General features: G+C 66.8%; 21 protein-coding genes. 12 read left to right on the top strand and 9 right to left on the bottom strand.

The window, feature by feature from the left end; all coding sequences use genetic code 11:
- The first annotated feature begins 65 nt into the window (after nt 1-65).
- Nucleotides 66-1,910 carry a glycoside hydrolase family 15 protein gene (locus NS1_RS01835; protein WP_062981463.1) on the top strand — a complete coding sequence of 615 codons (1,845 nt, stop codon included), beginning with the start codon at nt 66-68 and terminating at the stop codon, nt 1,908-1,910.
- Nucleotides 1,911-2,058: 148 nt separating this feature from the next.
- Nucleotides 2,059-3,261 carry an AI-2E family transporter gene (locus NS1_RS01830; protein WP_062980889.1) on the top strand — a complete coding sequence of 401 codons (1,203 nt, stop codon included), beginning with the start codon at nt 2,059-2,061 and terminating at the stop codon, nt 3,259-3,261.
- A gap of 9 nt (nt 3,262-3,270) precedes the next feature.
- Here NS1_RS01830 and NS1_RS01825 read toward each other — a convergent pair whose 3' ends face one another.
- Together NS1_RS01825 and NS1_RS01820 are read right to left on the bottom strand one after the other, a co-directional pair.
- Nucleotides 3,271-3,708 (bottom strand): VOC family protein, encoded by a 438-nt coding sequence (locus NS1_RS01825; RefSeq protein WP_062981462.1) that lies wholly within the window; start codon nt 3,706-3,708, stop codon nt 3,271-3,273.
- Nucleotides 3,709-3,907: 199 nt separating this feature from the next.
- On the bottom strand, nt 3,908-4,576 hold the full coding sequence (locus NS1_RS01820; protein WP_062980887.1) for a TetR/AcrR family transcriptional regulator: 669 nt from the start codon (nt 4,574-4,576) through the stop codon (nt 3,908-3,910).
- A 210-nt stretch (nt 4,577-4,786) separates the two neighbouring features.
- Between NS1_RS01820 and NS1_RS01815 the strand changes: the two genes are divergently transcribed.
- A complete protein-coding gene (locus NS1_RS01815; protein WP_084503348.1) occupies nt 4,787-5,734 on the top strand; it encodes an oxygenase MpaB family protein in 948 nt (315 codons plus the stop codon).
- A 152-nt stretch (nt 5,735-5,886) separates the two neighbouring features.
- Here NS1_RS01815 and NS1_RS01810 read toward each other — a convergent pair whose 3' ends face one another.
- Complete coding sequence (locus NS1_RS01810; RefSeq protein ID WP_062980885.1) at nt 5,887-6,525, bottom strand: TetR/AcrR family transcriptional regulator; 639 nt, start codon at nt 6,523-6,525, stop codon at nt 5,887-5,889.
- A 202-nt stretch (nt 6,526-6,727) separates the two neighbouring features.
- On the opposite strand from NS1_RS01810, the gene NS1_RS01805 reads away from it, so the two are divergent.
- The 5 genes from NS1_RS01805 to NS1_RS01785 all read left to right on the top strand — a co-directional run bounded on the left by NS1_RS01805 (nt 6,728) and on the right by NS1_RS01785 (nt 11,601).
- Nucleotides 6,728-8,149 carry an NAD(P)/FAD-dependent oxidoreductase gene (locus NS1_RS01805; protein WP_084503405.1) on the top strand — a complete coding sequence of 474 codons (1,422 nt, stop codon included), beginning with the start codon at nt 6,728-6,730 and terminating at the stop codon, nt 8,147-8,149.
- Nucleotides 8,142-9,932: a hydroxysqualene dehydroxylase gene (locus tag NS1_RS01800; RefSeq protein WP_062980883.1), complete on the top strand. Its 1,791-nt coding sequence runs from the start codon at nt 8,142-8,144 to the stop codon at nt 9,930-9,932. Before NS1_RS01805 ends, NS1_RS01800 begins: the two co-directional genes overlap by 8 nt.
- 91 nt (nt 9,933-10,023) lie before the next feature.
- Complete coding sequence (locus NS1_RS01795; protein WP_157125061.1) at nt 10,024-10,434, top strand: phosphopantetheine adenylyltransferase; 411 nt, start codon at nt 10,024-10,026, stop codon at nt 10,432-10,434.
- A complete protein-coding gene (locus NS1_RS01790; RefSeq protein ID WP_062980878.1) occupies nt 10,431-10,796 on the top strand; it encodes a DUF4345 family protein in 366 nt (121 codons plus the stop codon). Before NS1_RS01795 ends, NS1_RS01790 begins: the two co-directional genes overlap by 4 nt.
- 40 nt (nt 10,797-10,836) lie before the next feature.
- A complete protein-coding gene (locus NS1_RS01785; protein WP_169812733.1) occupies nt 10,837-11,601 on the top strand; it encodes a helix-turn-helix domain-containing protein in 765 nt (254 codons plus the stop codon).
- A 32-nt stretch (nt 11,602-11,633) separates the two neighbouring features.
- On the opposite strand, the gene NS1_RS01780 is transcribed toward NS1_RS01785, so the two are convergent.
- Both NS1_RS01780 and NS1_RS39790 read right to left on the bottom strand, forming a co-directional pair.
- On the bottom strand, nt 11,634-12,017 hold the full coding sequence (locus tag NS1_RS01780) for a DUF1304 domain-containing protein (RefSeq protein ID WP_062981458.1): 384 nt from the start codon (nt 12,015-12,017) through the stop codon (nt 11,634-11,636).
- 121 nt (nt 12,018-12,138) lie between these two features.
- Entirely contained in the window at nt 12,139-12,396 is a 258-nt protein-coding gene (locus tag NS1_RS39790; protein ID WP_157125060.1) for a hypothetical protein, read from the bottom strand.
- Nucleotides 12,397-12,569: 173 nt separating this feature from the next.
- Here NS1_RS39790 and NS1_RS01775 point away from each other — a divergent pair, with 173 nt between their 5' ends.
- Together NS1_RS01775 and NS1_RS01770 are read left to right on the top strand one after the other, a co-directional pair.
- Complete coding sequence (locus tag NS1_RS01775) at nt 12,570-12,962, top strand: Rv0313 family protein (RefSeq protein ID WP_062980874.1); 393 nt, start codon at nt 12,570-12,572, stop codon at nt 12,960-12,962.
- A 112-nt stretch (nt 12,963-13,074) separates the two neighbouring features.
- On the top strand, nt 13,075-14,358 hold the full coding sequence (locus NS1_RS01770; protein WP_062980872.1) for a class I SAM-dependent methyltransferase: 1,284 nt from the start codon (nt 13,075-13,077) through the stop codon (nt 14,356-14,358).
- 45 nt (nt 14,359-14,403) lie between these two features.
- Here the strand turns inward: NS1_RS01770 and NS1_RS01765 are convergent, their stop codons facing one another.
- Together NS1_RS01765 and NS1_RS01760 are read right to left on the bottom strand one after the other, a co-directional pair.
- Entirely contained in the window at nt 14,404-15,234 is an 831-nt protein-coding gene (locus NS1_RS01765; protein WP_062980870.1) for an SAM-dependent methyltransferase, read from the bottom strand.
- A gap of 25 nt (nt 15,235-15,259) precedes the next feature.
- Nucleotides 15,260-16,177: a helix-turn-helix domain-containing protein gene (locus tag NS1_RS01760; protein WP_255284371.1), complete on the bottom strand. Its 918-nt coding sequence runs from the start codon at nt 16,175-16,177 to the stop codon at nt 15,260-15,262.
- 153 nt (nt 16,178-16,330) lie between these two features.
- Here NS1_RS01760 and NS1_RS39785 point away from each other — a divergent pair, with 153 nt between their 5' ends.
- Nucleotides 16,331-16,504: a hypothetical protein gene (locus NS1_RS39785; protein ID WP_156677544.1), complete on the top strand. Its 174-nt coding sequence runs from the start codon at nt 16,331-16,333 to the stop codon at nt 16,502-16,504.
- An 18-nt stretch (nt 16,505-16,522) separates the two neighbouring features.
- On the opposite strand, the gene NS1_RS01755 is transcribed toward NS1_RS39785, so the two are convergent.
- Both NS1_RS01755 and NS1_RS01750 read right to left on the bottom strand, forming a co-directional pair.
- On the bottom strand, nt 16,523-17,017 hold the full coding sequence (locus NS1_RS01755) for a nuclear transport factor 2 family protein (RefSeq protein ID WP_062980868.1): 495 nt from the start codon (nt 17,015-17,017) through the stop codon (nt 16,523-16,525).
- A gap of 303 nt (nt 17,018-17,320) precedes the next feature.
- The gene (locus NS1_RS01750; protein ID WP_157125059.1) at nt 17,321-17,689 is read right to left on the bottom strand and encodes a hypothetical protein; all 369 of its coding nucleotides are present in this window, start codon (nt 17,687-17,689) and stop codon (nt 17,321-17,323) included.
- A 16-nt stretch (nt 17,690-17,705) separates the two neighbouring features.
- Here NS1_RS01750 and NS1_RS01745 point away from each other — a divergent pair, with 16 nt between their 5' ends.
- On the top strand, nt 17,706-17,972 hold the full coding sequence (locus NS1_RS01745) for a hypothetical protein (RefSeq protein ID WP_056820539.1): 267 nt from the start codon (nt 17,706-17,708) through the stop codon (nt 17,970-17,972).
- The last annotated feature ends 438 nt before the right edge of the window (nt 17,973-18,410 follow it).

Below are 18,410 nucleotides of genomic sequence, written 5' to 3'. Positions count from 1 at the left end.
CCACGTTCGCTGGTTGGCTGAAACTCGCCGACCGCACGAACGGCGGTCCGAGGCGAGGAGCGTTCGTGAACACGTACCCGCCGATCGACGAGCACGGCATCGTCGGCGATCTGCAGACCGCGGCGCTGGTGTCGTCCGCCGGAACCATCGACTGGTGGTGCGCACCCCGGTTCGATTCGCCGAGTCTGTTCGCCTCGCTGCTCGACAGCGAGAAGGGCGGACATTGTTCGCTCGCCGTCGAACCCGCCGGCAGCGCGGCGACTGTGCGGCAGCTGTATCTGCCCGACACCGCGATCCTGTTGACGCGGTTCTCCGGACCCGACGGAGTGGGCGAGGTCGCCGACTTCATGGAACCGATCCTCGGCACCGACCCCGCCACCCGGCACAGGTTGGTGCGAGTCGTGCGAGTGGTGCGCGGAACGTTGACGTTCGCCCTCGAGTGCCGCCCCCGGTTCGACTACGCGCGCGCCACCCACAGCCTCGACCGAGTCGACGAACGAACCGCCGTCTTCCGTTCCGCCGACGCCGATCTCCACCTGCAGGCCACCGACCCGATCGCGCTGCACCCCGACGGCGACGACATCACCGCGCGATTCACCCTGTCCGCAGGTGAGCGAGCCGCGGTCGTGCTCACCACCGCCCCCGCCGGCGCGGATGTCTCGTCGGCACCGATGTGGGCAGCGATCGCCCACGAGTTCGACCGGTGCCGTCGCTTCTGGCAGACATGGTTGCGCTCGTCCACCTACCGCGGGCGCTGGCGCGACATGGTCAACCGTTCCGCGATCACCCTCAAACTGCTCACCTACGCCCCGACCGGCGCGCCGATCGCCGCGGCCACCATGGGGTTGCCCGAACAGATCGGCGGCGAACGCAATTGGGACTATCGCTACACGTGGATTCGGGACGCTTCGTTGTCGGTGCGGGCACTGGTCGACCTCGGTTTCACCGAGGAGGCCTACGCTTTCCGTCGCTGGCTGCGCGATCGGGTCGAAGCGGGCGGCACCGCCTCGGGCGAACCGTTGCAGATCATGTATCGCGTCGACGGTGACCCACACCTGGACGAAATAATCCTGCCTCATCTGGAGGGATACCAGGGATCGGCGCCGGTGCGGGTCGGCAACGGTGCGGCCGACCAGATCCAGCTCGACATCTACGGCGAGGTAGCCGACGCGCTGGCGCAGTCGACCGACATGGCCGCCATCGCCGGCTGGCGGACGCTCGCCGGCCTCATCGACTGGCTCGCCGACCATTGGGACCGCCCCGACGAGGGCATCTGGGAAACCCGCGGCGGCCGACAGGAATTCACCTACAGCCGCCTGATGACCTGGGTGGCCTTCGACCGCGGCATCCGCATGGCGACCGAGCACGCCAGGCCCGCGGACGTGGTGCGCTGGACCGCCGAGCGCGACGCGGTCTTCCGGCAGATCATCGAACGTGGCTGGAGCGAGAAACGCCGAGCCTTCGTCCAGCACTACGCCACCGAGGTACTGGACGCCTCGCTGCTGCTCATGCCCCGGATGCGATTCCTGTCCCCCACCGACCCGATGTGGCTGAGCACGCTCGACGCGATGGACGAAGAGTTGGTCAGCGACAGCCTGGTCTACCGATACGACCCCGAGGCCGCACCCGACGGCCTGCAGGGCACCGAAGGCACTTTCAACCTGTGCAGCTTCCTCTATGTCGAAGCCCTCGCCCGGACCGGTCGCGTGCAACAGGCCCGCTACGCCTTCGACAAGATGCTCACCTACGCCAATTACGTCGGCCTGTTCGCGGAGGAGATCGGTCCGTCGGGCGAGCAGCTGGGCAACTTCCCCCAGGCTTTCACCCATCTGGCCCTGATCGCCGCCGCCCTCGCCCTCGACGAAGAACTCGATCGTGCCGAGGCCGAGCCACCCTCGACAACGCACTGACCCGGGTGCACGCGCTGCCTTTTTGCACAGCACGCCATTCTGATCGACAACTTCTCGTGTCAGCGAATCCGACCGCCGCGGCCCGATTTGGGCGCCATGCCGACCGGTCACGGCACCGCGGACCCGGCGAGCGTGCCAGACTAGCGACGTGAGCGGGCCGGTGAAGGAATCGAGTGGGGCGCAGCCGAACGGAAAGCCGTCGCGTGATCGCGGGGACGTGATCGGCGGCGGGGTCCTGTGGCTGGCGAAATGGTCGCTGTGCATCGTGGCGATCGCGGCGGGAGCGTGGGTACTCGGCACGATCACCGCCCGGCTGTGGGTGGTGCTCCTGCCTGTCGCGCTGGCGATCGTGGTGACCACCATCCTGTGGCCGCCGACCCGCTGGCTGATCCAGCAGAAGCTGCGGCCCGCGTTGGCCGCTTCGATCACCCTGCTGACCTTCGTCGCGATGTTGGCCGGGGTCGTCGCGCTGATCGTGCCCTCGGTGGGCGATCAAGCACCTCAGCTCGCAGACAAGGCCACCGACGGGGTCAACCAAGTACGCGACTGGATCCAGGGACCACCGTTCCGCGTCCGCGACGAGCAACTCGATTCCGCGGTCGAAGCGATCGTCGGACGGCTCCAGTCCAGTGGTGCGCAGATCGCCAACGGTGTGTTCACCGGCGTGTCCACCGCCACCTCGGTCCTGATCACCGTGTTCTTGGTCTTGGTACTGGTGTTCTTCTTCCTCAAGGACGGCACCCGTTTTCTGCCCTGGATGCACGGGGTGTTCGGCAACCGCAGCGGCCGCCACGTCGAAGCTGTCCTGGCACGGGTTTGGGCGACCCTGGGTGGGTTCATCCGCACCCAGGCGATCGTCAGCATGGTCGACGCCGTTCTCATCGGCGCGGCACTGTTCATCCTCGACGTTCCCCTGGCGCTGGTGCTGTCGGTGATCACCTTCATGGGTGGATTCATCCCGATGGTCGGCGCTTTCGTCGCCGGCGCACTGGCTGTGCTCGTCGCGCTGGTGGGCAACGGGCCGACCACGGCGCTGATCGTGCTCGGCATCGTCATCGCAGTGCAGCAGCTGGAAGGCAATGTGCTGCAACCGGTCCTGCAGAGCCGCAGCATGGAGCTGCACGCCGTCATCGTGCTGCTCGCCGTCACCGCGGGCGGCTCGCTCTACGGCATCACCGGCGCCTTCCTCGCGGTACCGGTGGTCGCGATGATCGCGGTGGTCATCCGCTATATCGGCGAGCAGATCGACCTGGCCACCGGACGACAACCAGAGGTCGACGATCCCGATACCGGCGAGGTGGTGACAGCGCCGTCGCCCGATTCCGGCGCAGCACCCGACCCCGGCGCCTAGGTCTGCCTGTCAGCGCAGTTCCTGGACCAACCCGATGATGATGCCCTCGGGGCCGCGAACATAGCTGTACCGGTAGATGTCTTCGTATCGGGCTACCGCGCCTACGAGTTCGGCGCCGTGCGCACGCAGGCGGTCGAGAACGTCGTCGACATCGTCGACGACGAAGGTCAGGCGAGGGATCCCCGGGGTGTTCACCGAGGCCTTCGGCGCAGCGCTGGTGGTCGTCGGCGAGAGGAACGTGGAGAGCTCGACCCGGCTACGACCGTCCGGCGTCCGTACGACGGCGATGTCGGCCCGGACGCCGTCGAGTCCGAGCAGATCGTCGGCCCACTGACCACCGACTGTCGCCTCACCCTCCAATTCCAGGCCCAATTCGACGAAGAACGCGACAGCGGCCGCGAGATCCTCGACCACCATGCCGACGTGATCCATCCGGTGAATCGTCATGTTGTTCTCCTCAGGTTTCGCTTCGGCCCGTTCCGGCCGGTTCGACAGGTTCAAGCGTGCTGCTGGATCAGCTGCTCGCACCACTGGGACGGATCCACTCGAGAGTTCTCGACATCCGCGGCGCAGTAAGTCCAGCCAGTGGGAACGCTGGTGCTCACACGGGAGGCAATGCGAGGTTCACCTCTAACGGCGGAGCATGTCAGTCGGTCGGCTTCACACCCGCGACCTGCAGAACCCCCGAGTTGTCGGTGAGCAGCAGCAGTCGCGCGATGAGATCGGTGAGGTGTTCTCGGGTGGCGGCGAATTCCCCGCGCATCCACGCGGCGACCAGCTCGAGGGTCCCGCTGACTACCGCGTAGGCGGCCATGTCGGAGTCGAGGGGATCGACGACGGATTCGGCGACGAGTTCGCGGCCGACCGCCGACATCGCCCGGGCGATCGCGTGCTGAGTGGTGAGCCGCGCGGCTTGCAACGCCTCGGTGCTGTGCGCGTCGAGCAGCAGGGCCTGTCGGCGGGGGTCGGCCAGCAGGAACCCGATCGCCGCGTCGGCGGCGGCGTAGACCTGGCTGTGGAGATCAGGGCCGGCCTCGTGGGCCGCTGTCACCACCGCGACGATGCCGAGCTCGGTGTGCTCTTCGACCAGCGCGGTGAGCAATGCGTCGCGGTCGGTGAAGTGGTCGTAGAAGTAGCGGTCGTTGAGCCTGGCCCTGGCGCACACCGCTCGCTTGGTGACAGCGGGCGCGCCGCCTTCGGCGAGCAAGTCGAGCGCGGCGTCGACCAGCGCGTCACGGCGGCGGGACCGGCGCTCGTCGGCTGCTACCCCGCCGTAGGCGCGCGGCGCCGCCGCGACATCAGCTTGCTCACGCATGCGCTCGATCGCCTCCGTTCCGGTGCCCGCCAACCGCAGCCGCGGTTGTGGAGCTGTAGTGCACCAGAGTAGTGGATAAGAACTCTTGACCATCCGACAATTCTGGTGCACTCTGACACCACACACGTTGTGGTGCCGTGCAGCACCACAACCAGTGTTGGCGGGCTCGACACGACACAGCCCCCAACGGCGGAACAAAGGAGTTCACCGATGACCTGTCCCGTGCCACACCAGGAACTGCGTGCCAACAATGGCGCAGCCTCGGCGCTCGAATCGAACGCTGCCGTCGAACGATTCGAGCGCGTCGGCGGCTCGGTCCTGTTCAGCCTGTTCGGCGTCGGACTCTTCGATCAGCCGATGCTGCCACCGGTTTCGGCGGCACTCGAGGCGACCGGGCGTTCCCGATATGAGCCATGGGGACGCGCGGTCCGCACCGCCGCGGCCGACCAGCTGATCTACCACGGCGAGGACGTCGATCGCGACGCCGAGTCCCGCCGACTGATGCTGCTGCACCGCGACGTCAAGGGCGTCGGCCCCGACGGTGAGCGCTATTCCGCGCTCAACCCGCACGCGTGGAACTGGATCCTCTACTCCACCTTCTTCGTCCAGCGCAGCGCCTACGTGGTGCTCACCGGCGACACCCCGTCGACGGCGGACAACCAGGCGATCTGGGAGCAGTACCTCCACAAGACGAGCGGGCTGCACCTGCCGGGCACTTCGGCGCCCATCGCCGACTACACCGAGCTGGTCGCCCACTACGACCGGATGGTCGCCGAGCTGCGCGTGACCCCGGCCCTCGAGGCCGCCACCACCGAGGTCCGACGCTCGGTGCGACCGTATTTCCTGCCCGCTGTCACCGAACCGCTGTGGCGGCTGAGCGCGCCCGTTCTCGGACATCTCGCGATGATCCTCGGCTGCGGCATCATGCATCCCGAGGTCCGCGCGAAGATGCCGATCACCTGGACCAGCCGCCAGGATCGGGAATTCCGGCTCCTCAGCGCGATACTGCGGATCGCCTTCGCCCGGCTGCCCGCGGCAGTCACCGACTCCCCCATGGCACGCAATCGCCGCAAGTATCAGCAATTGGTCGGCAAGTACCGCGAGGTCGGCTTGACCTCGTTCGCGCCCGATCCCGCCGTCCGTTCGATACGGCGCTGACGAGGTCTCGATGCCCTGCTGTCTGCTGACGGGTTATCTCGTCGCAGGAATCCGACGCCTCCGGCGACGCCCCGCAACGACCGAAGCCGCGAGTTTCGCTCCTGCCGCGCGTCGCCGGGGCCGGCTCGACGAACGACGGAGGTAGGCGCGAGCTAAGGCGCGTCACCGTAGATGACGAGCCAGATCGCGCGTCCGAGCGAATCGGCCAATTCCTCCTCGCCGATACCGGTTTCGACGGCGAAAGCGACCGAGATCGTGCGTTCGACCATCGACGTGAGAACCAGCGCGGTGGCCCGGGGGTCGAGCCGCTGCGCGATGTGGCCTTCGCGCTGTTCGGACTCCAGCCGCGCACGGACCAGTTCGGCGAAAGTCGCCACCCTCGAACGCCAGTAGGCACCGACTTCCCGGTCGTAGGAGCCGACTTCGGTGAGGGCGAGCAACAGATAGCGATGATCACGGAAACCGCCGATCATCGCGCGCATGGCGCCGACGACCCCGGCCTGCTGATCGGTGTGCTCGGCACTCCACCACATCTCCGCCGCCGCGAACAGATCGGTGGTCGCCAACTCGGCCATCCGGATCAGCAGCCTGCTCTTGTCCGGAAAGTAGCGATAGAAGGTGGACCTGGCCGACCCCGAGGCCGCGGCGATCTTCTGCACGGCGATCTCGGTGAACGGCGTTCCGTCGGCGAGTAGGTCTTCGACCGCGGCCAGGACGCGACGCTCGAATTCGGCCCGCCGATCGTCGGCGGGTTTGCGCGCCGATCGCGGGACACGGGTCAGCGAGGGCATCGGCGATCCGTCGCCGAGGCAGCAGCTGGCGCGCTGGCATTGACCATGTGCCCATTGTGCCCGTAGTGCGGCGCGCCGCCGCGTCGGCGTGGACCAGGCCACGCCAATCCCCCTGTCCAGGTTCGCTATTGACACCTTTACGCGGCCCGCCTCATCATCAATCGGACACACTGTCCGAGACTTAGTGACCGAGGTGGTTCCCATGGTCGATTCCCCTGCCACCACGGTCGAACGGGCCGACGTCGTCGTGGTCGGCGCGCGCTGCGCGGGATCGGCCACCGCGGCGACCCTGGCGAGGGCGGGGCGCAACGTCGTCGTGCTCGACGCCGCCATATTGCCCTCGGACACGCTGTCCACCCACCTGCTCTGGCCGGGCGGACTTGCCGAACTTCAGCGCCTCGACGCGTTGGCGGCAGTCGAAGCGCTCGGTGCGCCGCGCCTGACGAGGGCCTACGCACAGGGTGCCGGCTACGGCATCGGCTCCGCCTTTCCCCCGGTCGACGGCATCGACTACGCGATGTGCGTGCGTCGCACCGGGCTCGACGCCGCACTGCTGGGCACCGCGGTAGCCGCCGGCGCCGAGGTGCGGGCGCGCTGTCGGGTCACCTCCGTGTTGTGGGACGGAAACCGTTGCGCCGGTGTGCGTTATCTCGACGCCGCGGGCCGGGTCGTGGAGATCCGCGCCGCGTTGGTCGTCGGCGCCGACGGACGCCGCAGTACCATCGCCCGCGCGGTGGGCGCCGAGCAACCGTTTCTGACTGTGCCGAGTGGGCGCGACTGCTACTTCGCGTACTGGCGTGACACCGCCGACACCCACCGCCACATCGCCGCCCAGTGGCGGGTGGGCGCCGACCTCGGCACGGCCTTTCCGTGCGATGACGGCCTGGTGCTCAGCCTGGTGCAGCCGCCTTCGGTCAGCGAACCCGGACGCGGCCCCGGCGAGGCCGAACGCCGCTACACCGAGGCCCTCGCCCGGATTCCGGACCTGACCGACCGGCTGAGCGGCTGTGAGCGGGTGGGCCGGGTCCGTTCAGCTACTGGCATCTCCTCGTACTTCCGGCGCTCCGCGGGCCCCGGGTGGGCACTGCCCGGCGACGCCGGGCATTTCAAGGATCCGGTCACCGCGCAGGGCATCCGCGACGCCCTGCACTACGGACGCACACTCGCCGAATCGGTCGCCGACGTTGTCGATGATCCGCGCGCACTCGATGCGGCACTGGCGCAGTGGGAGCGTCGTCGCGTCGTCGAGTGCCGCGAGATCTTCCACTGGACCAATCGGCTGGCACGCGGTGAGACCATGCGGCCCTTGGAGATCGAGCTCTACCGCACCGCCGCCGACGATCCGGAACTGGCGCGGATCACCGCGGGCATCTTCTCCCGCACCCACCGCCCCGCCGAGCTGTACACCCCGTCCCGCGCGCTGGGCCTCGTGGTCCGCGCGCTACGTCATCAACGAGCGGATCTACCCGCCCTCCTCACTGACGTGGCGCGCGAGATCCGTGACTCGACCAGCGAATGGCGCACCACGCGAACAACGTTGCGTGGCACCACACCACACGATGCGGCACCGTCCGCACCGCGCTCCACCCTCACCACCGCAGGTCCAGGAGAACACCATGCCTGATCAGCCGACACCGTTGTCAGCACCGATCACCCGGCGCACCGCGTTGCGTGCCGGACTGGTCGCCGGAGCCGCACTAGCCGTCGCCGCTCCGAGCGTTGCCGCCGCTCCGAGCGTGCGGCGCTCACCACTGTTGCGTTCCGGCGGTAAGGCGGTGGCGATATTCGGCGGCGGCATGGCCGGTCTGAGCGCGGCGCACGAACTGGTCGAGCGCGGTTACGACGTCACCGTTTACGAACCCGCGTTCCTCGGCGGCAAGGCTCGCAGCATGGGTGTGTCGGGGACGGCGTCGCCCGGTCGCCAGGAACTGCCGGGTGAGCACGGATTCCGCTTCTTCCCCGGCTGCTATCAGCACGTCCCCGACACGATGAGCCGAATCCCGTTCCCCGGCAATCCGAACGGCGTGCGCGACAACCTCGTGCGGGTCGAGGGTACGGTCGCCGGATTCCAGGACCTCCCGCCGATCTTCGCGCCGGTCGAGCTCGGTGGACTGAGCCAGATCACGCCGGAGCTGGTGCAGAACAGCATCATCGGCGCGCTCGGCTTCATCCCCGACCTGCCGCCGCAGGAGCTGGCGTTCTTCGCCAAACAGATGCTGGTGTGGTTCACCTCCAGCACCGAACGCCGCTTCGGCCAATGGGAATATGTGACCTGGGAACAGATCATGCAGGCCGAGGGGAAGTCGCCCGCGTACCGGAAGTATCTGGTGAACGCGCTCACCCGGATCACCGTCGCCGCGAAACCACAGACCAGCTCGGCCCGCACCATCGGCACGATCGGCGAAGCACTCGTCCTCGCCGCGTCCGGCACGATCCCGCAGTTCTCCGGTGGCGTCGACCGTATCCTCAACCGCCCGACCAACATCGCGTGGATCGATCCGTGGGTCGGGCACCTACGATCGCTCGGTGTCCGCTTCGTCATGGGACAGGGGCTCGCCACGTTGCAGATGGCGGGGGGTCGCATCGCCTCGGCTACGGTGCGCGGAACGAGCGGAACCACGACGGTGACAGCCGACCACTATCTGTGCGCCATGCCGGTCGATCGCGCTGTCGATCTCCTCGACGACGACATCATCGACGCCGATCCGCGCCTGGGCGGCCTGCGCAATCTGGTCACCGACTGGATGGTCGGCATCCAGTTCTACCTGCGCCGCACGACCGATATCCCCGAAGGACACATCGCCGCACTCGGCTCCCCCTGGGCGCTCACCGCCCTGCGCCAAGCCCCCATGTGGGTGGGCGATTTCCCCGCCACCTACGGCGACGGCTCGGTGCTGGAATGCCTCTCGGTCGACATCTCCGACTGGGACACCCCCGGAATCCACTTCGGCCGCACCGCCAAGGAATGCAGCGCATCCGAAATCGCCACCGAGACCTGGGCCCAGCTCAAAACCTGGCTCAACACCGGCACCGACTGGCTCCGCGACGAGGACATCCATTCCTGGCACCTCGACCCCGGCATCACCTGGTCCGGCGGCGCCATCCACAACCAGACCCCGCTGCTGGTCAACACGGTCGGCTCCTACGACCATCGCCCCGACGCGCACTGCGGCATACCGAATCTCTACTTCGGCGGCGACCACGTCCGCAACCACATCGACCTGGCCACCATGGAAGGTGCCAACGAATCCGGTCGCGCCGCCGCCAACGCCATCCTCGATTCGGCCGACGACCCGAGCCCCCGCGCCCAGATCTTCCCGCTGGTCTCGCTGCCGGCGTTCGCTGCGGCCAAAGCCATCGATGCGGATCGCTTCCGCGCCGGCCTACCGCACCTGCTCGACGGCTGAACCCCTCCGATCACCGGCCCCAGCAGGTTTTCGGAAGCGCCGACGTTGCACTCGGTGTGAGGATCGCCAGACGACGATCCGAGGAGAAACTATGCGACGACATGTTGGGTCGGCTTTGTTGGCGGCCGCGGGTTTGCTCAATACCGCACCTGTCCTCGGTGCGCTGGCACCGCGGAAAATGTACGCGGCCTACGGCATCACTCCGGCGGGGCCCGATCTCGAGGTGGTGCTGCGACATCGGGCCGTACTGTTCGCCGTCGTCGGTGTCAGTTCGGTGGTGGCGGTCTTTCGGCCCGCGCTGCGACCGATCGCGATAGGCGCCAACGCGATCAGCTTCGGCGGCTTTCTCGCCCTGGTCATCGCCGACGGTTCGGTAAGCCCGGGGCTGATGCGGGTGGCAGCTGTCGACGTCGCGGGCCTGATAGTGCTCGGAGCCGGCGCCGCGCTGCTCCGGGATGAGCACGCTGTCGAGCGGGGGCGCTCGGTGGTGGCAAGTCGATGAGAACCTTGGTGCTCTGCTTTGTCGGTGTGCTGTTCGTGGGGATGGGACTGTATGCGCTGGCAGCCCCTGCCGCGCTGGTACGGCCGTTCGGATTGTCGGCGCCGACAGCGGCGGGCCGGTCGGAGATTCGCGCCGTGTACGGCGGGTTCGGCCTTGCTGTGGCAGGGGTGTTGTTCTGGTCTGCGTTCGGTGCCGACGAACTGCGGACCGGGGCAGCGTTGACAGTGGGGTTCGCGTTGGCCGGGATGGCAGGTGGACGCGTCATCTCGAGGCTGGTCGACAGCGGGGTCCGCTTCTATCCGATTTGGTTCTACTGCGTGGTCGAGCTCGCGGGCGCCGCGCTGGTGCTCGGTGTCGCCTGACATGCCCGTGCACGGTAGGTCTACTGCGATGATCACGGCTATGGCAGTCGAACCGGGCGAGCGCACCCTGTGGCTCTGGCAGGGGCACGCGGCGTTCCTGGGCCCGTCGTTCCACCTGGACACCCATTCGACACCGGTTCAGTGCTTCGTTCTCGGCGTCGACGCGATGCTCACCATCCGCACATCCGACGGTGAGCGGCGGCGGCGCAGCGTGCTGATACCGGCGCGCACGGCCCACAAACTCGAATCCGACGGACGCGTCCTGTTCTACTATCTCGATCCCCGCTCGGCTGCGGCTGCCCGCCTGCGAGCCGCGATGAGCGAACCGCCGACGCCCGTGGCGGCGAGACACCGCGACGAGGCGACCTTGACCGCCTACCTGAATCGACCCGACCCACCAGACCCTCGAGAGCTGCGCCGGATCATCGCGGGCCCCGAGGCACCGGCGACGATCGACGAACGGATCCGAGCGGTGATGAACACGATCGTCGACGATCCCGCCGGGCAGGCGGGCGCCGCCGAATTGGCCGCCGCCCTCGGGATCTCCACTTCCCGTTTCCTGCACCTGTTCTCGGCCGACGCCGGGACCAGTTTCCGGCGCTATCGCCTGTGGGCACGGCTGTTGTCGGTCGCAGGTGCCGTTGCCGAGGGCGTCGACCTGACCCGCGCCGCGGCCGACGCGGGGTTCGCCTCGGCCAGCCATTTCAGCGACACCTTCCGAACACTGTTCGGGCTCACCGCGACCTCGGTACTCACCCAGGGCGTGCGCATCGTCCTCGTCCCCGACACAGCGCAGATCCCATAACGGGACAGCTGCCGGGTGAATACCGATCGTGCTCAGAGCCGGGCGATCGCCAAGGCGACACAGCCGATCAGCGGAGGAAGCAACTGGATCAGTGCCGGACGCGCCCTACCTGGTGACGACGCCAGCAGCACCACACCCGCCGCCACCATCGACCCGGCCCCGGCCAGCACCAGCGCCAGCCCGATTCCCTTGTCGCCGAACGCGGTGAACCCCATCCCGATCGCCGCGACAACGGCCAGGAAAAGATTGTAGAACCCCTGATTGAAGGCCATTTCCTTGGTGGTCTCCGCCTCCGCGGCCGACATCCCGAACGTCGCTCGCGTCCGCGGCGCCGTCCATTGCAGTGACTCCATCACGAAGATGTAGCCGTGCAGCAGCACAGCCACTCCGGTGAAGACCAACCCGATCGCGGTCATCGATCCGCCTCCCGCCACCGCCCGGCACCTGCCGAGCTTTCGTGGCGATTATCGCCCATCGGGCCCGGCGCTCGGCTCCGACTCGCGGCTCGTCCCGAAACACTCAGTGGGCCTGGCGTATTCAGTCGCCGCTCTTCTTTCCTTTGCCTTTCCCTTTACCTTTACCCTCACTCTTACCTTTGCCCTTACCTTCGCTCCCTGGATCGTCGGCACTTTCGTCCTTGTCCCCAGCAGGAGCGGACTCGGCGATGTTTTCGTTCCCGGCGACCTCACTGTGTTGGTGCCGCAGGATCGGTGCCGATGGTTGAGCGGAGACGGTGCCCGCGGCCAGGAAAGCGGTGAGGATGCCGGCGGCGACGGCGAACTCGAGATTCGACAACGTGTGAGCCCCTTCTCGTGGTGGAAGTGCTACGGCTGCTGTGATCAACCTACGAGCCCTGCGGATATGTCGGTGACGCGACGCGCGCACAGCCGAGCGCCATCGTGGCGAAGCGGCCATTTCGCGAGGACACTGTGGACAGACACGCCAACTCGTCCTCAGGAGGACACGCGATGGCAAACACCGGGCCATTCGGCATCGATCCGGAAGATTTCGAACGTGCACTGCGCGGGACGGGCGCCGAGCTCAGCGACCTGTTCGGGAAGGCAGGCGGCTACCTGGATCGGATAGATCAGGCCGGCGTCGGCGCACTGTCGTCGCTGCTCGGACAGTTCGTCCAGCCGCAACGCCCACCGTCGACAGCACCCGAGGGCGAAACCACCGGCGAGACCGGAAGCGGAGTGTGGGCGATCTACACCGCCGACGATGCCGGTCAGGCCAGGATCGACCAGGTCTTTCCCAATGAGCTGGAGGCCTTACGCGCCCACCGCGACAACACCGACGACCGCCGTCGGGTGCGCTTTCTCCCCTATGGCGTCCCGGCGAGCGTGCTGGACTCGCCCTGATCGAAGCAGGCGCATCGGCGGGGTGACCGATCAGCGCGCCACGGTAGGCGGTCACCGAAGATGACACGCGTCGTTCCCACGCAGGAAGCACGACGCGGCCCATAGTGGACGAATGGGTAACAAGGCCGCGATCTCCGCCGCGTTCGAACCTCTGCTGCGAGCCACCCTCGGCCCGCATCCCGCGGTGGGATTCGAATTCTGGGACGGCAGCACGATCCAACCCGACGGTGACAGCCCCGGCACGATGCGCGTGCGCTCCGAGGACGCTCTGCGCCACCTCGTCTGGGCACCTGGCGAGCTCGGCGTAGCGCGCGCGTTCGTCTCCGGCACGGTCGACCTCGACGGCGACATCTTCAGAATGCTCAGAGCACTCCAGTCGACCGCGCCGAACGACGCCCGCCTCGGCCTCGGCGCGGCCTGGCAGGCCATCGGCGCGGCACGGCAACTCGGGGTGCTCGGGCGCCGCCCGTCACCACCACCGGAGGAAGCGCGACCAGCGCGCGGAGCCTTGCACACCAAACGTCGCGACGCGGCGGCGATCAGCCATCACTACGACGTCAGCAACGATTTCTACCGGCTGGTGCTCGGATCGAGCATGACCTACTCCTGCGCGCGGTTCGTGCCCGACGACGACGGCTCACTGGAGCAAGCCCAGAGCGCCAAGCACGATCTGATCTGCCGCAAACTCGGGTTGGCCGAGCGGTCGGGGATGCGCCTGCTCGACGTGGGCTGCGGCTGGGGGTCCATGGCGATGCACGCGGCGTCGACCTATGGCGCGCAGGTCGTCGGCGTCACCATCAGCAGTGCCCAGGTGGAACTGGCCCGCAAACGAGTGGCCGAGGCGGGGCTCGCCGACAGTGTCGAGATCAGGCTCACCGATTATCGGGACCTGCGCGGCGAGGAGTTCGACGCCATCTCCTCCATCGGAATGTTCGAACATGTCGGCTCCAAGCGTGCCGGAGAGTACTTCGATACCCTGCGCGCACTGCTGCGCCCGCATGGACGGCTGCTCAACCACGCCATCTCCTCGCCGGGCGGCTCCGTCATCAGCAATCGTTCCTTCATCGGGCGCTATGTCTTCCCGGACGGCGAACTCGTCGATGTGGGCGAAGTCGTCCTGGCAATGGAACGCGCCGGCTTCGAGGTGCGTGACGTCGAGGCCCTGCGCGAGCACTACGCGCTGACCCTTCGCCAATGGGTCGCGAATCTGGAAAACGCTTGGGAACAAGCGGTCTCACTCGTCGGCGAAGGGCGGGCACGAATCTGGCGGCTCTATATGGCTGCCTCCGCCTTGGGCTTCGAGGATGGCGGACTCGGGATCCACCAGGTACTCGGCGTGGTGCCGGAACCAACGGGGAACGCCGAGATGCCCCCGACACGACGTACTTGGGGATAGACCTCCGCGCGTCTCCTCGCTATCGCTCGACAGCTCGTCCAGGACTCAGGGCTTGCGGCCGATACCTGCCCAGTACCAAGCACTTTCGGCCTCGGCGACGGCGACGGGGCGGTCGACGAGTTCGGGTCGCCACGCGGCGACGGGGACCAGACCCGGTTCGATGAGGGTGGTTCCGGTGAACAGCTCACCGGTCTCGGCGTTGCTCCGCGGGTTGAAGGAGATCCCCGACGCTTCCGCGGCGGCCTTGACTCCGGCCATCGCCTCGGGTGCGAAATCCGCGGTGGGGTGCGTGATCACGACGTAGCTACCGGAGGGGACGGCATCGAGCAGCGTGGCGATGATGTCCTGGGGACGGTCACTGTCGGCGAAGTACATCATGATCGCGACGAGCATGATGGCAACCGGTTCGTTCAGGTCGAGGGTGTCGGCGATGTCGGGGTGGTCGAGGATGGACTGCGGGTCGTGCAGGTCCGCGTGAATGAATCGGGTGCGACCTTGCGGAGTGCTGTCCATCAACGCCCGGGCGTGGGCGAGCACGATCGGATCTTTGTCCACGTAGACGACCCGCGCGTTCGGATCGAGCTGCTGGGCGACCTCGTGGGTGTTTCCGGCGGTGGGTATTCCGGTGCCGATATCGAGGAACTGGGTGATCCCGGCGTCGGTGACCAGATGCCGGACCGCCCGACCGAGGAAGGCGCGGTTGGCGCGAGCCATCGTTTTGATGGCAGGGACGTGCTCACCGATGGCGTCGCCGAGCGCCCGGTCCGCCGGGTAGTTGTCCTTGCCCCCGAGCCAGTAGTCGTAGACGCGGGCTTCGTGGGCGATGGTGGTGTCGACGTCGGTGGACAGTGGGGCACCGAAGGCGTTGTCTGACATCAGATCTCTGTTCTTGTCGGGTTCGCTAGAAGGAGGGGTCGACGGTAGCGGGGCTCGTTCGCAGCGTGTCCAACAGCTCAGCGGTCCGCCCGGGCGGAAGAGCACAGACACAGAGGCGATCCCAGACCGCGTTGAATCGGTCCAGCTCGCCGGGCTTCTCGAGGAACTGGGGGCCGGACAGGTGCAGAAAGTGCGCGATATCGCTCAACTCGGGCGCCGCGAACCGCAACATGGTGAAGGGGGTCGCGCTGATGGCTGGGCCGCCGATGTGATCGGGCAGCACCTGCACGGTGATATTGGGGCGCTCCGCCAACTCGGCGAGATGCTCGAGCTGCGCCTGCCAGATCGCGGCTCCGCCGATCGGTCGACGCAAAGCGGCTTCCTCGATGACGAACCACGCCCGTGGCGGGTCCGCGCGGGTGAGCAGTCGTTGCCGTCGGGCCAGCACTTCGATGCGGTGCTGGATCTGTGCGGCCGGTTGCTGATCGGCGATCGCGAAGATCGTGTGCGCGTAGGAGGGCGTCCACACCAATTCGGGCATCAAGTTCGGTGCGTAGCAACGGATCAGCGCGGCGGCATCCTCGAGTGCCAGGTAGGTATCCGGTCGCGCGACCGTCAGATCCGGACCGGCCTGCCAACGTCCGGTCCCGTTGGCCCGCTGCACCAGGAGCCGGTATTCGTCCCGCAGATCGGCATCACGCACCCCGTACGCGGTCAGCAGATCGTCGACGTCGGCCACCCGGAAGCTGACCCGACCGGCCTCGAGGCGACTGATCTTGGAATGTGAGGCACGAATCATCCGGCCTGCCGCGTCCCCGCTGATACCTGCCGCCTCACGCAACCGCCGCAGACGCACACCGAGTACCCGACGCAGCAGAGCAGGGTCTTCATCCGGATCCGGCCCGGTGCAGGCACCGACGACGGCGGTCACATCCTCACTCACGGGCACTCCTGTCAGCATCGAACTTCGCGAAGCCGAGTGTGCCACAACCTGTTACATGGCACAGTCCGATGCCTTGCACGTGCAGATGCACGTGCAACACGTTAGGCTCCAGAAGGGATCGGTACGGATTCCCGATTGGGGGTTGCAATGAGAATGAGTGACACAGCCGCAAGATTCGCCTCCGCTCCGTGCGGCAGAGTCGGTATCGCCGACGTCGTGCGGTCCTATGGCATCGACCGGGTACACAACCGGATCGAGCAACTGCGCGGCACCGGAATGCATCACGCGGCGGCAGCGATCGAACGCGAGCTGAAGGAGCTCGGTTGATCGTCGATCGGTCCGCTCCTACTGCGTGATCCGACAGGCGTCATCGAGCGGTCTGGTGATCGCCCACAACTGGTGAAACCGGCAGGTCGCGATCTTCCAGTGCCCGTCCTGCACCCGGTACTCGTCGGCATATTCGCCGGTGGCAACGGTTTCGGTGCGTTCGACCAGGTCGACCTGACGAAAGCGCAGCGTCCACCGACCGCTCGCAGTGCCGTCCTCCCCGACCGTGATGTCGGGGTGCACACCGTGGTGCATATCGAGGATCGTGTGCTTGCCGTCCATCTGCCGCAACGCGATCGAAGCGAAGACCGCGGCCATGCCGTCGGCATCCATGACTCCGAGGTGGCCGTAGTCCAGCACCGAGCCGACCGCGACGAAGCAGTCGCGGAACCCGACGGGATCCTTGGCGTCGCAGGCCCGGAAGTAGCGGTGTTTGAGCGCGATGATCGATTCTGTCGCCGCCAGCCGCGCGAGCTGCCGGGCAATGTCATCGGGGCGCAGGGCTGTGGACATGGAGCTCCCTTGTTCGATCGCTACGTCACTACACCGTACGACCGCGACGATGTCACCGCCCGCACATCCTTCCTCTCATCGGGAACGCGCGAATCGCGTCCGAGCCTGATGACGGCATACGTATCGCCCGACTATTTATTTAGCGACGGACCACGTAGAAACTTTTCCGGAATTAACTATTCGGAGTAAATATCTAATAGCGGATAATGATATTTTCAGCACTCTTCTATTGACGATTTCAACCACAGAAATGCGAGAACAGGTTATATTTTTTGAACACCCATTTTGCGGTTCGACTTCTCGTCATACCGCTGATCGACATTCCCTGGAGTTCGCCATGAGATCGACCTCGTCCCTGTTTCGTGCCGGCCTTATCGCTCCGGTGGCCGTCGCCACCGTCTTCTGTTTGGCCGCACCGGCAAATGCCGCCCCCATCAGCGTGAACTGGAGCTGTAAAGGCACCGTCTTCGGCATCGGCCAAACCTCGAGTATGACCACCTCGGTCACCGGCACCGCACCGGGCTCGGCGGCGTCGGGCTCCGCGGTGGCCATCACCATCACACCGGGCGCCTCGTCGGTTCCCAGTTCGGCCGCCGGCTTCACTGTGAACAACATCAGCAACCTGAAAATGACCATTCCGACTCCGGCGAATTCGACCTTGGTCTCGGCCACCGCCTCCGGGGGCACCGTGGCAGGCACCGTCGCCACGTCAGGCGGGAATGTCGTGCTGACCGTGCCGGGTCCGATTGCCGGCGGCACCAGCTTCACCCCGCCCGCGGTGACCATCAATGTCACCGCGGGCGCCGCCGGAACATCGATCACCAGCAAGTACGCCGGGACCAGTTACACCAGTCCCGGCATGACCATGACGACCAACGTCTCCTTTGTCGGCAACGTCGCGACCTCGTGCTACCCCAACCCGTCCCCGACCCTCACGACCACATCTGTCACCTAAGCCGGCGGACAGGCGCCACAGCACGACTGCCGGTATCCGCCGGTGCCTGTGGTGAACATGCGGACCGGGTTGTGTCAGCAACCCGGTCCCTCCGGAGCTGGTGACCAGTGATGCCGACAGTGGTTGCCACGCTTCGGCTTTGACGTTGATACAGCCACCTCGATCGAATAATTCGATGCGCAGTATCGCATCGGCCGCCGTGTCGTACAGTGCATGTCTGACACAGCCACGTTTCGCTTCGACGGCCGGTGCGGTGCCGCTTTCGTGATGTTCGACAGGAGCCGAGATGTCATCCATCGAGACCACCGATCTGCCTGACTCCCCGGGACCGAATCGAGCGCTCGCCAACCGAGGACTCCCTGATCGGTGACCTCTGCTGAGCGGTTCTCTGTTTCAAGTGATCGATGGGAAAGCCTGTGTGCCCGACGACAAGCGAAC

Source organism: Nocardia salmonicida NBRC 13393, assembly GCF_001613085.1.
Taxonomy (GTDB): Bacteria; Actinomycetota; Actinomycetes; order Mycobacteriales; family Mycobacteriaceae; genus Nocardia; species Nocardia salmonicida.
The sequence above is the reverse complement of the archived record's forward strand: the minus strand, read 5'-3'. Positions and strand labels throughout refer to the sequence as shown.

What these genes read in the sequence shown, in the direction of transcription:
- NS1_RS01825 (WP_062981462.1), bottom strand. Translation starts at nt 3,708, where the DNA reads ATGACGATTCACCGGATGGATCACGTCGGCATGGTGGTCGAGGATCTC.
- NS1_RS01820 (WP_062980887.1), bottom strand. Translation starts at nt 4,576, where the DNA reads ATGCGTGAGCAAGCTGATGTCGCGGCGGCGCCGCGCGCCTACGGCGGG.
- NS1_RS01815 (WP_084503348.1), top strand. Translation starts at nt 4,787, where the DNA reads ATGACCTGTCCCGTGCCACACCAGGAACTGCGTGCCAACAATGGCGCA.
- NS1_RS01810 (WP_062980885.1), bottom strand. Translation starts at nt 6,525, where the DNA reads ATGCCCTCGCTGACCCGTGTCCCGCGATCGGCGCGCAAACCCGCCGAC.
- NS1_RS01805 (WP_084503405.1), top strand. Translation starts at nt 6,728, where the DNA reads ATGGTCGATTCCCCTGCCACCACGGTCGAACGGGCCGACGTCGTCGTG.
- NS1_RS01800 (WP_062980883.1), top strand. Translation starts at nt 8,142, where the DNA reads ATGCCTGATCAGCCGACACCGTTGTCAGCACCGATCACCCGGCGCACC.
- NS1_RS01795 (WP_157125061.1), top strand. Translation starts at nt 10,024, where the DNA reads ATGCGACGACATGTTGGGTCGGCTTTGTTGGCGGCCGCGGGTTTGCTC.
- NS1_RS01790 (WP_062980878.1), top strand. Translation starts at nt 10,431, where the DNA reads ATGAGAACCTTGGTGCTCTGCTTTGTCGGTGTGCTGTTCGTGGGGATG.
- NS1_RS01785 (WP_169812733.1), top strand. Translation starts at nt 10,837, where the DNA reads ATGGCAGTCGAACCGGGCGAGCGCACCCTGTGGCTCTGGCAGGGGCAC.
- NS1_RS01780 (WP_062981458.1), bottom strand. Translation starts at nt 12,017, where the DNA reads ATGACCGCGATCGGGTTGGTCTTCACCGGAGTGGCTGTGCTGCTGCAC.
- NS1_RS01775 (WP_062980874.1), top strand. Translation starts at nt 12,570, where the DNA reads ATGGCAAACACCGGGCCATTCGGCATCGATCCGGAAGATTTCGAACGT.
- NS1_RS01770 (WP_062980872.1), top strand. Translation starts at nt 13,075, where the DNA reads ATGGGTAACAAGGCCGCGATCTCCGCCGCGTTCGAACCTCTGCTGCGA.
- NS1_RS01765 (WP_062980870.1), bottom strand. Translation starts at nt 15,234, where the DNA reads ATGTCAGACAACGCCTTCGGTGCCCCACTGTCCACCGACGTCGACACC.
- NS1_RS39785 (WP_156677544.1), top strand. Translation starts at nt 16,331, where the DNA reads ATGAGTGACACAGCCGCAAGATTCGCCTCCGCTCCGTGCGGCAGAGTC.
- NS1_RS01755 (WP_062980868.1), bottom strand. Translation starts at nt 17,017, where the DNA reads ATGTCCACAGCCCTGCGCCCCGATGACATTGCCCGGCAGCTCGCGCGG.